This is a genomic window from Massilia suwonensis (assembly GCF_042655665.1).
GTDB classification, from domain to species: domain Bacteria; phylum Pseudomonadota; class Gammaproteobacteria; order Burkholderiales; family Burkholderiaceae_D; genus Telluria; species Telluria suwonensis.
In genome coordinates this window covers 1-12,581 of record NZ_JBHSMR010000003.1, presented here as the reverse complement: position 1 = coordinate 12,581, position 12,581 = coordinate 1, and the positions used below count along the sequence as shown (strand labels likewise).

Below are 12,581 nucleotides of genomic sequence, written 5' to 3'. Positions count from 1 at the left end.
AGTGCTGCAACCAGTGTGAAAGTAGGTTATCGTCAGGCTAGTTATAAAGAAAAAACCCGCTGATTCAGGTCAGCGGGTTTTTTTTCGTCCATCGATTTGCCGCCGGATGGGCTGGGCGAGCACTCGCCATCTTCGTGTCCCCCCGATTAACGAACCTCGGATGAGCAGGTGCCGCCCAGTTCTGACGTGTCCGGAACCAGCGCATATGGCTGGCTACCGTACGACCATCAGAAAGCGCGGCGGTTCCCTATTTGCCGGCATGCCGCCGTGCACGTCCAGGCAGCACGAACCACAAGCCGGCCAGAAGCGCGAAGACCGTGAGTGCCACCGCGATGCTGACAACGAGGCTCTCCGTCACGGCATGGAAAACGGTGAATACGAACTGGCCAGGTCCTCGAAGCGCTCGCTGGAGACGGCGACCGTCTGGAAACCGAACAGGGCCTGCAGGCCAGGGAGAATGACACGCGCTTCTTCAATAATGTTGCGCATGTCGGGATCGACTTTATCGAACTCTAGTAATGCTCTTTCCATCGCATCACAGTACCCGCAAACCAGCGTATTCCGCGCACGGTTGAGCTGCCGTCACGCTGCCGAGACCTGGTCCCAGCTCAGGCCGAAACGCGCCAGGTATTTCTTGAGCCGGTCCGCATCGTTCGGCTTGGCCTTGGCGTCGCGCGAGACGCCGAACAATTTGCGGCCTGCATCCGACAGGCTTTTCGACTGCCGGCAGATCTTGAGCACCCCTTCCAGCTGCAGGGCGTCGAACAAGTCGAGCTGGCTCACCGCTTCCTCGCCCATCACGGCATCGAGTGCGACGGCGTGCTCCCCGTTGCGCGCAAGTCGAGGCCGCCACAGCCGCTGCAGGCGCGCGATTTCGTCGGCCACGATCGCCTCAATGATGCGCCCCGACTGCGCCAGCGTCGCCATGCGCGTCACCGATGCCCACAGGTCGCGGAAGTTCCCGCTCCACAGCGCCTCGGGCGAGCGTGCAAAGCGCATGAAGCGGGCGCGCGCCTCGCGGTTGAAGCGCACCATCTGGCCGTGCTCTTCCCCGAACTGGGCAAGCAGGTAGTCGAGGTTCGGTTCGATGTCTTCCGCGCGCTCGCGCAGGCCGGGCAAGGCATACGTCCAGAGATTGATGCGCGCGTACAGGTCCTCGCGAAAGCGGCCGGCCACCACGTCCTGCGATAAATCGCGATTGGTGCCTGCGATCAGCTGGAAGTCGCTTTGCACCTCGTGGTCGCTGCCGACCGGCAGGAAGCGTTTATCCTCGATCGCCTTGAGCAGCATCGCCTGCTCGTCCGCGCCCAGTTCGCCGATCTCGTCCAGGAACAGCACGCCCTTGTGCGCGCTCTTGAGCAAACCGGGGCGGTCCGATGCGGCGCCCGTAAAGGCGCCCTTGATGTGGCCGAACAGCGTCGAGGCCGCGCCGTCGCCGTGCAGCGTCGCGCAGTTCAGTTCCACGAAGCGGCCGTCGACCTGGTGCCGCGCCTTTTTGAGTTCATAGATGCGGCGTGCGAGAAAGGATTTGCCGGCGCCCGTCGGACCCATCAGCAGCATCGGCGCGCGCGAGCGGATCGCCACGCGCTCGATCTCGTCGATCATCGCGTTGAATTCCGCATTGCGCGTCGCGATCCCCGACTTCAGGAAAGCCACGCCTTCCATCTGTTCGCGCGAAAAACGCTGGGCGATCTGGTCGTAGCGCGACAGGTCGAGGTCGATCAGTGCATAACTGCCTGGCGTACCCGCACCCGGCGAGCGTGGCGGCGAGGTCTGCACCAGACGGCCGGGGAAGAAGCGCGCTTCCGTCATCAGGAACATGCAGATCTGGACCACGTGGGTGCCGGTCGTGATATGGATCCAGTAATCCTCGTGGTCGGGATCGAAGGGATAGCGCTTCGCAAAATCGAAAAGCGCGCCATACACTTCCTCGAAATCCCAGGCATCGCGCATCTCCAGCGCATGGGGTACGACCTGGGTATCGGGCGATACCGCGCCGATGTCCGCCGCCACCTCATCCACCAGCTTCTCGTAGGGACCGTTGTACAGCAGCTCGAAGCGCGCGATCGACAGGTCCGGGTGCTGGGTCAGCGCGACGCTGGGCCGCCACTTGTCCCAGCGCGAGGGGCCGCGGTAATTGTCGAGCTTGGTGCCGACGAAGCCGATGACGACGGTGCTCTTCTTTTTCATATGAATATAAATCTTTATCCTACAAGATAATCTATCAGCTAAGCGGTGTGATGTCGACCCAGCGACAGGAAGCGCAAGACCGGCGTAAATTCCCGCGAGATCAGGTACTTAGCGAAGCTGGCCATCCTCTGGCAGCGGCTGGCACGCCCCTTGCAATAAGTACGGTACCTACTGGCGAACGATTGAGAGAAAAATGAAAACGACGAACACCACCAGCTACGATGTCATGGATATCCAGGGCGGCGCCCCCGTCAAGATGTGGACGCAAGGCGTACCTGTCGAGGAAGCGGCCAGGCAGCAGCTGACGAATACCGCGAAGATGCCCTTCGTATACAAGCACATTGCCGTCATGCCCGACGTCCACCTCGGCAAGGGCTCGACCATCGGTACCGTCGTGCCGACGCTCGACGCGGTCATTCCGGCGGCCGTCGGCGTCGACATCGGCTGCGGCATGATGGCGGCGAAGACGACCCTCACCGCGAACGACCTGCCCGACAGCCTGTCCACCCTGCGCAGCGCGATCGAACGCGCGATCCCGCACGGGATGTCGCCGAAGACGCGCGGCCACCGCGGCCGCGACGAAGGGTCGTGGCAAACCCCGCCCTCGGCAGTGGACGCCGCCTGGCTGCAGCTGAAGGACGAGTTCGACGCGATCTGCCTGAAGACGCCCTCGCTGAAGAACACCAATAACTACCGCCACCTCGGCACGCTGGGCAGCGGCAACCACTTCGTCGAGGTCTGCCTGGACGAAGTCGGCTTCGTGTGGTTCATGCTGCACTCGGGTTCGCGCGGCGTCGGCAATGCGATCGGCACCCATTTCATCGAGCTGGCGAAGAAGGACATGCGTACCCACTTCGTCAACCTGCCCGACAGCGACCTGGCCTACCTGTCGGAAGGTACGCAGCATTACGACGATTACGTCGAAGCGGTCAGCTGGGCGCAGAAGTTCGCGCGCACCAACCGCGAAGTGATGATGCAGAACCTGATCGCCGCCGTGCGCCTGGTTATCAAGAAGCCTTTCGAAACGCACGTGGAAGCCGTGAACTGCCACCACAACTACGTGCAGAAGGAACGCCACTTCGGCAAGGACGTGCTGGTCACCCGCAAGGGCGCGGTGTCGGCGCGGACCGGTGAGCTGGGCATCATTCCGGGCTCGATGGGCGCGAAGAGTTTCATCGTGCGCGGCAAGGGGAACGAAGACAGCTTCCACAGCTGCAGCCACGGCGCCGGCCGCACCATGAGCCGGACCGAGGCCAAGCGCCGCTTCACCCTGGCCGACCAGGTGCGGGCGACCGAAGGCGTCGAGTGCCGCAAGGACGCGAACGTGATCGACGAGATCCCGATGGCCTACAAGGACATCGACGCGGTGATGCATGCGCAGCGCGACCTGGTCGAAGTCGTCCACACGCTCAAGCAGGTGGTGTGCGTGAAGGGCTAGGGCCCGCGCACCCGATAACAAGAAGAAGGGGAGACCATGATCGAACTCGACGGCGCCGCAGGTGAAGGCGGCGGACAAATCCTGCGCACCGCCCTGGCGCTGTCCATGATCACCGGGCAGCCTTTCCGGATCAGGAACATCCGGGCGAACCGCAGCAAGCCCGGCCTGATGCGCCAGCACCTGGTGGCGGTGCAGGCCGCGCAGCAGGTCAGCAACGCGGCCGTGACGGGCGCGCAGGTCGGCGCCATGGAGCTGGACTTCGTTCCGGGACCGATTGCGGCGGGCGACTACGCGTTCGCGATCGGCACGGCCGGCAGCTGCACGCTGGTCCTGCAGACCATCGTGCTGGCCCTCCTGCATGCGGAGCAGCCCTCCACGGTACGCATCAGCGGCGGCACCCATAATGCGATGGCGCCGCCGGTGCAGTTCCTGCAGCGCGCCTATCTGCCGCTCCTGGCGAGGATGGGGGCCGAGGTCGGCATCGAGCTGCTGCGCCATGGCTTCTATCCCGCCGGCGGCGGCATCGTCGCGGCCAGCGTCCAGCCCTGCGCGCGCCTGGCGCCGATCGAATGCATCGAGCGTGGCGCGCTGGCCGACGCGTATGCCGAAGCCTTTATTGCCGGTATTCCCGCGAGTGTCGGCACGCGCGAGCTGGCGCGCGTCGGCACCGCGCTCGGATGGGAACAGCGCCAGCTGCACCTGCGCGGGCTGCCGGCCGAGCAGGGCCCCGGCAACGCCTTGCTGCTGACGCTCGCATACGAACGGCAGACCGAAGTATTCGCCGCCTTCGGCGCACGCGGCATCCCGGCCGAGACCGTGGCCGACCAGGCCCTGGCCGAAGCCCGGTCCTACATCGCGTCCGGCGCGGCAGTCGGCGAGCACCTGGCCGACCAGTTGATGCTGCCGCTGGCGTTGGCCGGCGGCGGACGCTTCACCTTGTCGACGGTGTCCCGCCATGCTGTGACGAATGCGTCGGTGATCGAGCGCTTCCTGCCGGTCTCGGTCCGCTTCGAACACGGCGAACGGCGCAGCACCTGCGTGGTGAAACCGCGCTGAAGCTCAGACGTGGACGATGCCGGCCTTGGCCGCCCACTGTTCCAGGCTGCTGCGCTTGATGGCCGCCGCCATCAGGTCGGGGAACAGGTCGGGCGTGCAGGCGAAGCAGGGCGCGCCCATCGCCACCAGTCTGGCCGCATTGTTCCTGTCGTAGGAGGGAGCGCCCTGGTCGTCCAGGGCCAGCAGCACGATGAACTGCACGCCGCTGGCGATCATCGCCGCCGCGCGCTTGAGCATTTCCTCGTTGCGCCCGCCCTCGTACAGGTCGCTGATCAGGACGAAGATCGTGTCCTTCGGCCGCCGCACCAGGCCCTGGCTGTAGGCCAGCGCGCGGTTGATGTCGGTGCCGCCGCCCAGTTGGGTGCCGAACAGGACCTCGACCGGATCGGACAGCAGCGGCGTCAGGTCGACTACCGCCGTATCGAACACCACCACCGAGGTGCTGACCGCCTTGATACTGGCCAGCACGGCGGCGAACACGCTGGCATACACGACCGAGGGCGCCATCGAGCCGCTCTGGTCGATGCACAGCACGATGTCGCGCAGCGACTGGCCCTTGCGGCCGAAGCCGATCCGGGTTTCCGGAATGATGGTCCGGTAGTCCGGCTGGTAATGCTTCAGGTTCGCGCGGATCGTCCGCATCCAGTCGATCTCGTTGTGGCGCGGCCGGCGGTTGCGCGTGGCGCGGTTCAGGCTCCCCGTCACCGCCTGGCGCAGCGGGCTGGCCAGCTTGGCCTCGAGTTCGCGCACGACCTTGCTCACCACCGCGCGCGCCGTGCTGCGCGTCTTGTTCGGCATGATGCGGTTCAGGCTGAGCAGGGTGGCGACAAGGTGCACGTCCGGCTCGACCGCCTGCAGCATCTCCGGCTCGCACAGCATCTGCTGCAGGCCGAGCCGGTCGAGGGCATCCTTCTGCATGACCTGGACGACGGTCGACGGAAAATACTGGCGGATGTCGCCCAGCCAGCGCGCCACGTTCGGCGCCGATGCCCCCAGTCCGGCGCGCGGCTCGCCCGGCTGCGCGCCGTAGAGCGCGTCCAGCGCCCGGTCCATGGCCAGGTCGGCCTGGGCCAGCGGCGCGTCGGCCGCGTCGCCGCCGAGCACCAGGCGCCAGCGCCGCGCCGCCTCGTTGCGGTCGAATTCACTCGTCATGCATTGCCTCCGGCGCCGCGGCGCCACCGAATATCGTTGCGAGCACCGGCAGCACGCGCCGCGCGCGTTCCAGGTCGAGCGCCTGTGCATGCAGCGGCGCGGGCGCCGCTGCGCCATCGCGGCCGGCGCGGGCGCGTTCGGCCAGCTGGCGCCGCTCGGGCACATGAAAACTGCCGAAGGTGCGGCGCAGCAGCGGCAGCAGCTCGGTAAAGCTGTCGGCCGGCAGCGCCAGCACCCAGGCGTCGATCGCGTGCCAGAGCGCGTCGTTATGAACCAGCAGCGTGCCGCTGCCCTGCAGGAAGCCTTCCAGCCACTGCGCCGCGGCCAGCGGCGCCACGGTGCGCGAGCGCAGCAGGCCGAGGTGGCGCGCGGCTTCGTCCATCGGCCAGTGACCCTGCTCGGCGAGGATGCGCACCGCGCGGCCGGCCGGCAGCGGATGCGTCAGTTCGCTCCTGGCGCCGATCTCGAGCGCGGCGAACCAGGCGGCGCCATGTTCCTCGTCCTGCAGCAGGCGGATCGCCTGGTCGCCGGCGATCAGCTGCGCCAGCAGTTGCGTCGCCGCCTCGTCCGACAGGCCGCGCGTGCCGAAGGGGAAGGCTACGCAGGCGCGCGCCACCAGGCCGTCGATCACGCGCGACAGGGCATCGGTGTCGGTGCCGCGCACGCTGCCGTAGCGGACCACGTTCACGAGCGGCGGCAGGGCCGCCAGCAGGAAGCCCAGGTCCGCGGTCAGCGCGCTGACGTCCTGGATGCGCGCCATCACCGGCGCCACCGCCGCGCGCAGGTCGGCCAGCAGGATCTCCTCCATCAGGCCGGTCAGCGCCGACAGTTCGCTTGCGGCGGCGCCGCGGCTCACCGCGCGCGTGCCTGCCGCCTGCTCCAGCGTGGAACCCCAGACGCTGGCCTCGATCAGGCGGATCGCGAACTCGGGCTCCCAGGCCAGGCGCCACAGTTCGTGGAAGCTGCCGCTCTTGCCGCGCACCACCTGGCGGCGGCCCCAGGCGATGCCGAGCATCGCCAGCCGGTGCAGCAGCACGCTCTTCTCGAGGTGGGCCGGCTGGCGCAGGTCGAGGTCGATGTCGAGGGTGTCGGCGCGTACGGCCATGCGCAGGCGCTTCTGCTGTGCCTGCACGTCCTGGATCAGCGGCAGGGTGGGCACCGACGGCGGCACCTCGCCCAGGCGGTCCTTGACCAGCAGCTCGCGCCGGATCAGTTGCAGCGGCAGTTCGCTGTCGTAGCAGAACACCGCGCGTACCGCTTCCATCAGTTCGTCGAGTCCGGCGCGCGGACGGTCGCGCAGTGCCGCCAGCGTCTCCGACAGCCGCGCCGCTTCGATGATGTGGGCGGACGAGGCATCGAGGTCGTGCCGGCGCAGCAGGGTGGCGACGTCGGTCAGCCAGTGCAGGCTGGCCTGCTCGCGATGGTCCCAGACATGCTGGTACCAGCCCGGCGCGACGACGCCGGCGCCGTAGCCGCTGGCAAAGCTCAGGCGGCCGTAGCTCCAGGGCGTCCAGGTCGCCGCCAGTTTTTCCTTCGGCAGGCCCTTGAGGAGATCGTTGTCGCTCTTCGCCGTCGGCATGCTCGCCAGCGCCGGCACGTGCCAGGCGCCGCAGACCACGGCGATGCGCTGGCAGCCCTGCTTTTCGGCGACCCGGATCATGTTGCGCATATAGGCTTCGCGGCGCAGTTCAAGCAGGTCCTCCTGCGCGCCGGCGTGCTCGCGCACCACCGTCATCATCTCGGCGATGGCGGCGAACAAATCGAGGCTGTCGCTGCGCTGCTCGACCAGGTGGTCCCACCAGGTTTCGGTATCGCTGAAGCCGGCCGCTTCGGCCAGCCAGGCCAGCGGATCGCTGCGCAGGGCGGGCGGGGCGCTGGCGGGGACGGCGCCCACCGGGTCAAGATCCTCGGGCGGCTGCGTCTCGGCCAGCCGGTGGCTCTGCGGCAGGTCGCAGAAGCGCACCGGCGTACCGTGCTCGTTGGCGAAGCGAATCGCCTGCCATTCCGGCGAGTATTCGGCGAACGGATAGAACACGGCACGCTGCGGCGCCGCCGGCGCATAGACCAGCAGCGCACAGGGCGGCACCAGACCCGCTTCGCCGACGTGGGCCAGCAGCGGATCGGCTTCGGGAGGCCCCTCGACCAGGATGCAGTCCGGCTGCAGCGCGTGCAGCGCGTCGAGCAGGCTGCGCGCGCAGCCGGGCCCGTGGTGGCGGATGCCGAACAGGTGGACGCTCATCGCTGCGCCAGGCTCAGGCCATCACGTCGCGGCAGGCGCGGTACAGGTCCTTCCAGCCGTCGCGTTCCTTGACCACGGTTTCCAGGTATTCGAGCATCACCACGCGGTCCTGGATCGGGTCCTTGACGATCGCGCCGACCATGCCGGCGGCGAGGTCGGCCCCGCGCAGCACGCCGTCGCCGAAGTGGGCGGCCAGCGACATGCCGTGCGTGATGACCGAGATCGCTTCGGCCGTGCTCATGCTGGCGCTGGGCGCCTTGATTTTCACTTTGCCGTCGGCGGTGACGCCTTCGCGCAGTTCGCGGAAGACCGTGACGATACGGCGGATCTCTTCCAGCGCCGGCAGTTCGCCCGGCAGCTCGAGCGCGCGCCCCATGCTGGCCACGCGCGTCTGCACGATGCGCACCTCTTCGTCGGCGCTGCGCGGCGGTGGCAGCACCACGGTGTTGAAGCGCCGCTTCAGGGCGCTCGACAATTCGTTGACGCCGCGGTCGCGGTCGTTCGCGGTGGCGATGATGTTGAAGCCTTTCTGGGCCTGCACTTCGTCGTCGAGTTCGGCGATTGGCAGCACCTTTTCGGACAGGATCGTGATCAGGCTGTCCTGCACTTCGCCGGCGATGCGGGTGAGCTCTTCGACGCGTGCGATCTTCCCTTCGCGCATGGCGCGCATCACCGGGCTGGCCACCACGGCATCGAGCGAGGGGCCCTTGGACAGCAGCTGCGCGTAGTTCCAGCCGTAGCGCACGGCTTCCTCGCCGGTGCCGGCGGTGCCTTGCACCACCAGGGTCGAGTCGCCGCTGATGGCTGCGGCCAGGTGTTCCGAGACCCAGGACTTGGCCGTGCCCGGCACGCCGAGCAGGAGCAGCGCGCGGTCGGTGGCCAGGGTGGCGACGGCGATCTCGATCACGCGCGGATTGCCGATGTACTTGGGGCTGATCTCGACGCCGTTGTCCAGCTTCCCGCCCAGCAGGTAAGTGGACACCGCCCAGGGCGACATCTTCCAGCGCGGCGGCCGCTGGCGCCGGTCGCAGGCGATCAAGGCTTCCAGCTCGGCCGCGTACTGCGTTTCGGCGTGCTGGCGAAGGACGGTGCTGAGTGCGGTCATGCGGGCTCCTGGAATGAATGGATCATCTCGTGGCGGAAACGCACGAGGTGGAAGAACTGGTCGACGGCGCCTTGCCAGCCATGCTGGTCAGCGCCCAGTCCCGGCCACTCGCGCTCGGCCGCGAGGACGGCCGCCGGGTCGAGCGCGGCCGCGAGGGCCGGCAGGGCGGTGCGGAAGCTCCATTGCTGGGCCGGGAGCGCAGGCAGCGCGCCAAGCAGGCGCCGGGCGATCGCGCGCGACAGCCCGGCGGGCCAGGGCGCCGCGGTTTCGCCGGCCAGCTGGTACAGCAGCTCGACCAGGGCCACGTCGGCGGCTTGCCACGGCGTGCGGCTGGCCTCGACCAGTTTCAGCAACAGCGCATGCAGGGCCGGCTGCGGCAGGGCCTTGCAGGCGGCGATGAAGCTTGAGGCCTGCTGATAGCGGACCGTGCCGTCGGCTTTCAGCCAGATGCGCACCCAGGCCTCGAGCCAGGCCAGCAGGCCGGGCGTCGCCGCCTGTTCGAGATGCAGGCGCAGGCCGGCGGTCCAGCCGAGCAGCAGCGCTTCCTGGTAATCGGTGGCCGCGCTGAGTGCGATGCATTCCTCCGGCGCCAGGCCGAGGGTCGTGGACCAGTACGAGGGATCGATCGCCGACAGCAGGTCGACCAGCCATCCCGCCTTTTCGCCCAGTCCAGGGTATTTGCCGTCGCCGATGCCGTCGCGGATCATCGCCGCATCGCGCTCGGCCGGCAGTGCGACGTTCAGGCGCGTACCGCGCAGGAAGCGCTTCTCGAGCTGCAGCAGCGGCACCGCGCGCGCCAGCATACGCCGCGTGTAGTCCGAGCCCGGCAGGCGCGCAAGCAGGCGCTGCGCAAGCTGGCGCACATTCTTGCGGCGGTCGTCGAGGGCCGACTCGAGGAAGGTTTCGTCCTGCGCATCCAGGCCGGTCGCGAGGCAGGCCAGCAGGGCCGCGCGGCTTTCGGGCGGCTCCGCCGGCCAGGCTGCCTGCAGTGCGGCGCGCGCGGCGGCCGGGTCTTCCCGCCGCCAGCGTGCGAGCGCGGCCGTGCGCTGTTCGGGCGCGCCGTTGTGCCATGTTTCCTGCAACTGGTCCGCATCCTGCGATCCGGCGGCCCAGTCCCAGCCCGGTTCGAGCGCGGCCAGCCATTGGCCGCGCATCCCCAGCAAGGGCAGGACGCGCGGCCGCAGCCCCGGCTGGCGGGTAGCCAGGTCGAGCATGTTGGGCAGAAAGCGCTCGGGCAGGCGTGCCGGCTTGCGCTCGAGCAGGGCCAGCCATTCCTGCAGGACGGCGGCGGGATGGCCGCCCGCGAGCAGGAGCTTCAGGATCGATTCGGCGCGCACCGGACAGGCTGCCAGTTGTTCCGGGGCGCTGGGCGGGTGCGGCGCCGCAGCCGGCGCGGGCGGTGGGACGTAGCCGGCGCGCGTCCACAGGTCGGCCGCGCCGGCGGCCAGCCAGAGACGGCGTTCAGGCGTCGCGCCGGCGGCATCGAGCGCGGGCTGGGCAATCTGCGCCAGCTCCGGAGCGAGCAGCTCGACGGGCAGCGGCGCACGGCTGGCGCCGACGAGCAGGAACTTCTGGAGTGGGACGGCCTGCGTCATGCGCTGAACTCCGTGTCGATGTTGTACAGGCGCTCGCCCTGCCGCACGCTCAGGGGCAGCAGGCAGGCGCCGTCCCATTCGCCGAACACGGTCAAGGGATGGCCACCGCTCAGCGCAAGCAGGTGCAGGGCGTGGCGGAAGGAGGAGTGCAGGCTGAGCTGCCGGCCGTCGGCGGTGCGCAGCGTGGCGCGGCCCGCGCTGCCCGGCACGACCCCGTCGAGCAGCATCGGATAGGCGGGCAGGAAGGGGTGGACCGCCAGCGCGCTCGCATAGTCGTCGAGCGTGGCGTCGAGCCCGGGCGCGGGCGGCGCGCCGGTGAGCGGCCGCGTATCCGCCTGGTCCCGGATCAGTGCGCGCAGCGGCCAGGCGCTCGGGTAGAAGCAGAGGGCGCCGTCGAATTCGGTGCCGGCCAGCAGCGGGACATCGAAGCCCTGGGCGCCGGTCGAGTAATGCAGCAGCAGGGCCCACCTGCCGCTGGCAAGGCCACGCAGCCAGGTCGTGCGTGCCCGCACCCGGCCTTCGTCGGCCGTGTACTGGCCCAGTACCTGCCAGCGGTCCGCGACAGGCGGCTCGGCCAGCACGCTCTCCTGCGCCACGCTCCAGCCAACCAGGGCGCGCACGTCGGATTGCAGGGCGGGCGGCAGGCGCTCCAGACCGGTGTAGGCCTGGCACAGCATATAGAGAGAGGCGAGTTCGGCACTCAGCTGGCGCTCCCAGTCGGGATTCGCCGACTGGAAGCACAGGCCCGATGCGCGGCGCAGGCGGTTGCCGAGGGCGCCGGCCTGGGCGTCGGCCATGCGGGCGGCCATGCCTTCCCAGAAGCCGGGGCCGCGTTCGCGCACGCTGGCGATACCGTCGCGCGCCAGGTCTTCGAGCCAGGTCTGCAGGTCGCGCAGTCCGCCGGCGATATTTTGTTCGCGTTTGTCTTCACGCTTGCGTGCCTGGGCAGCAGCCGCAGCGGCGGCTTCGGGCGACTGGTCGGCGGCCTTTTCTTCTTTCTTCTCGCGGCGCGTCTTGCGCCCGTCCAGCCAGTCCGCCACCCATTGCGGCGCAGCGCCGTCGGAGAAGAGCCCCGGCTGGCCGGCGCGCAGGAGATACAGGCCGAGGCCGTGCTTGCAGGGGAATTTGCGGCTGGGGCAGGAGCACTTGAATGCGGGCTCGCCGAGATCGATCTGGGTGCGGTAGGGGACTTTGCCGCTGCCCTGGCACTCGCCCCACATCGCTTCTCCACTGATGCCGAGTCCGCCCCATTTGCCGGGTGTCGCCAGTTGCGAACCTGCTTTTGCGGAAGCGGCGTCCGGTGCAAGCGCAAGGATCTGTTCGGCGTTGAGCATGGAGGAGGCGTTTCTCTTATATAAGACGAGTGCGTTGCGATGCGGAATGTTTCAGAAGAATAAACGTATTCTTGTTGGCGGAAAACTATTTCTTCAGATGGTAGGCCGCTTGCGGAAGTGCGTTGCCGGCTTGGTCGATTGGAGCACAGGACTTGCAGAGCTCGCCCGGCTTTGCTATAGTTCTGTTCCCGCTGAAAACGACAACGAAATCAAGTAGTTGTGTTGAGGCTGGACACCGCGATCAAACGCGGTGTCGTAAAAAAAGAAGTTGACGACGCAAACGAAATACTGCATAATCTCGCTTCTCTGCTGCTGACAAACAAAACGATTTGTCGACAAGTAGCAAGCAGTACCGAACAAGTTCTTTAACAATTAACAGTCGATAAGTGTGGGCGTTTGATGAGGGTGCCAGCTGACTTGTTCAGCTGATTACTTAAATTATCAAATGTTCGCACAAAAGAAATACGTTGCT

9 protein-coding genes are annotated in these 12,581 nt (G+C 67.7%); 2 read left to right on the top strand and 7 right to left on the bottom strand.

What is annotated here, in order from left to right:
• Positions 1-354 precede the first annotated feature (354 nt).
• Both ACFPQ5_RS02635 and rtcR read right to left on the bottom strand, forming a co-directional pair.
• Entirely contained in the window at positions 355-489 is a 135-nt protein-coding gene (locus ACFPQ5_RS02635; protein ID WP_379751665.1) for a hypothetical protein, read from the bottom strand.
• Between the two features lie 93 nt (positions 490-582).
• Positions 583-2,190, bottom strand: coding sequence for an RNA repair transcriptional activator RtcR (rtcR, locus tag ACFPQ5_RS02630; RefSeq protein WP_379751663.1), 1,608 nt, complete (start codon positions 2,188-2,190; stop codon positions 583-585).
• 193 nt (positions 2,191-2,383) lie between these two features.
• Between rtcR and ACFPQ5_RS02625 the strand changes: the two genes are divergently transcribed.
• Both ACFPQ5_RS02625 and rtcA read left to right on the top strand, forming a co-directional pair.
• Positions 2,384-3,628: an RtcB family protein gene (locus ACFPQ5_RS02625; protein ID WP_379751661.1), complete on the top strand. Its 1,245-nt coding sequence runs from the start codon at positions 2,384-2,386 to the stop codon at positions 3,626-3,628.
• Between the two features lie 36 nt (positions 3,629-3,664).
• Positions 3,665-4,684, top strand: a complete 1,020-nt coding sequence (gene rtcA / locus ACFPQ5_RS02620; RefSeq protein WP_379751659.1) for an RNA 3'-terminal phosphate cyclase — start codon at positions 3,665-3,667, stop codon at positions 4,682-4,684.
• 3 nt (positions 4,685-4,687) lie between these two features.
• On the opposite strand, the gene ACFPQ5_RS02615 is transcribed toward rtcA, so the two are convergent.
• Genes ACFPQ5_RS02615 through ACFPQ5_RS02595 form a run of 5 tightly spaced genes read right to left on the bottom strand, consistent with a single transcriptional unit; the run spans position 4,688 to position 12,109 of the window.
• A complete protein-coding gene (locus tag ACFPQ5_RS02615) occupies positions 4,688-5,836 on the bottom strand; it encodes a VWA domain-containing protein (RefSeq protein ID WP_379751657.1) in 1,149 nt (382 codons plus the stop codon).
• Complete coding sequence (locus ACFPQ5_RS02610; protein ID WP_379751655.1) at positions 5,826-8,075, bottom strand: DUF5682 family protein; 2,250 nt, start codon at positions 8,073-8,075, stop codon at positions 5,826-5,828. The genes ACFPQ5_RS02615 and ACFPQ5_RS02610 overlap by 11 nt, the downstream gene beginning before the upstream one ends.
• A gap of 13 nt (positions 8,076-8,088) precedes the next feature.
• Entirely contained in the window at positions 8,089-9,180 is a 1,092-nt protein-coding gene (locus ACFPQ5_RS02605; RefSeq protein WP_379751653.1) for an ATP-binding protein, read from the bottom strand.
• Positions 9,177-10,775: a DUF5691 domain-containing protein gene (locus ACFPQ5_RS02600; RefSeq protein ID WP_379751651.1), complete on the bottom strand. Its 1,599-nt coding sequence runs from the start codon at positions 10,773-10,775 to the stop codon at positions 9,177-9,179. The genes ACFPQ5_RS02605 and ACFPQ5_RS02600 overlap by 4 nt, the downstream gene beginning before the upstream one ends.
• Positions 10,772-12,109 (bottom strand): SWIM zinc finger family protein, encoded by a 1,338-nt coding sequence (locus tag ACFPQ5_RS02595; protein WP_379751649.1) that lies wholly within the window; start codon positions 12,107-12,109, stop codon positions 10,772-10,774. Before ACFPQ5_RS02595 ends, ACFPQ5_RS02600 begins: the two co-directional genes overlap by 4 nt.
• Positions 12,110-12,581: the final 472 nt, after the last annotated feature.

Excerpts from the sequence above, each read along its gene's own strand:
- ACFPQ5_RS02605 (WP_379751653.1), bottom strand. The coding sequence starts at position 9,180 with ATGACCGCACTCAGCACCGTCCTTCGCCAGCACGCCGAAACGCAGTAC.
- ACFPQ5_RS02625 (WP_379751661.1), top strand. The coding sequence starts at position 2,384 with ATGAAAACGACGAACACCACCAGCTACGATGTCATGGATATCCAGGGC.
- rtcR (WP_379751663.1), bottom strand. The coding sequence starts at position 2,190 with ATGAAAAAGAAGAGCACCGTCGTCATCGGCTTCGTCGGCACCAAGCTC.
- ACFPQ5_RS02610 (WP_379751655.1), bottom strand. The coding sequence starts at position 8,075 with ATGAGCGTCCACCTGTTCGGCATCCGCCACCACGGGCCCGGCTGCGCG.
- ACFPQ5_RS02600 (WP_379751651.1), bottom strand. The coding sequence starts at position 10,775 with ATGACGCAGGCCGTCCCACTCCAGAAGTTCCTGCTCGTCGGCGCCAGC.
- rtcA (WP_379751659.1), top strand. The coding sequence starts at position 3,665 with ATGATCGAACTCGACGGCGCCGCAGGTGAAGGCGGCGGACAAATCCTG.
- ACFPQ5_RS02635 (WP_379751665.1), bottom strand. The coding sequence starts at position 489 with ATGCGCAACATTATTGAAGAAGCGCGTGTCATTCTCCCTGGCCTGCAG.
- ACFPQ5_RS02615 (WP_379751657.1), bottom strand. The coding sequence starts at position 5,836 with ATGACGAGTGAATTCGACCGCAACGAGGCGGCGCGGCGCTGGCGCCTG.
- ACFPQ5_RS02595 (WP_379751649.1), bottom strand. The coding sequence starts at position 12,109 with ATGCTCAACGCCGAACAGATCCTTGCGCTTGCACCGGACGCCGCTTCC.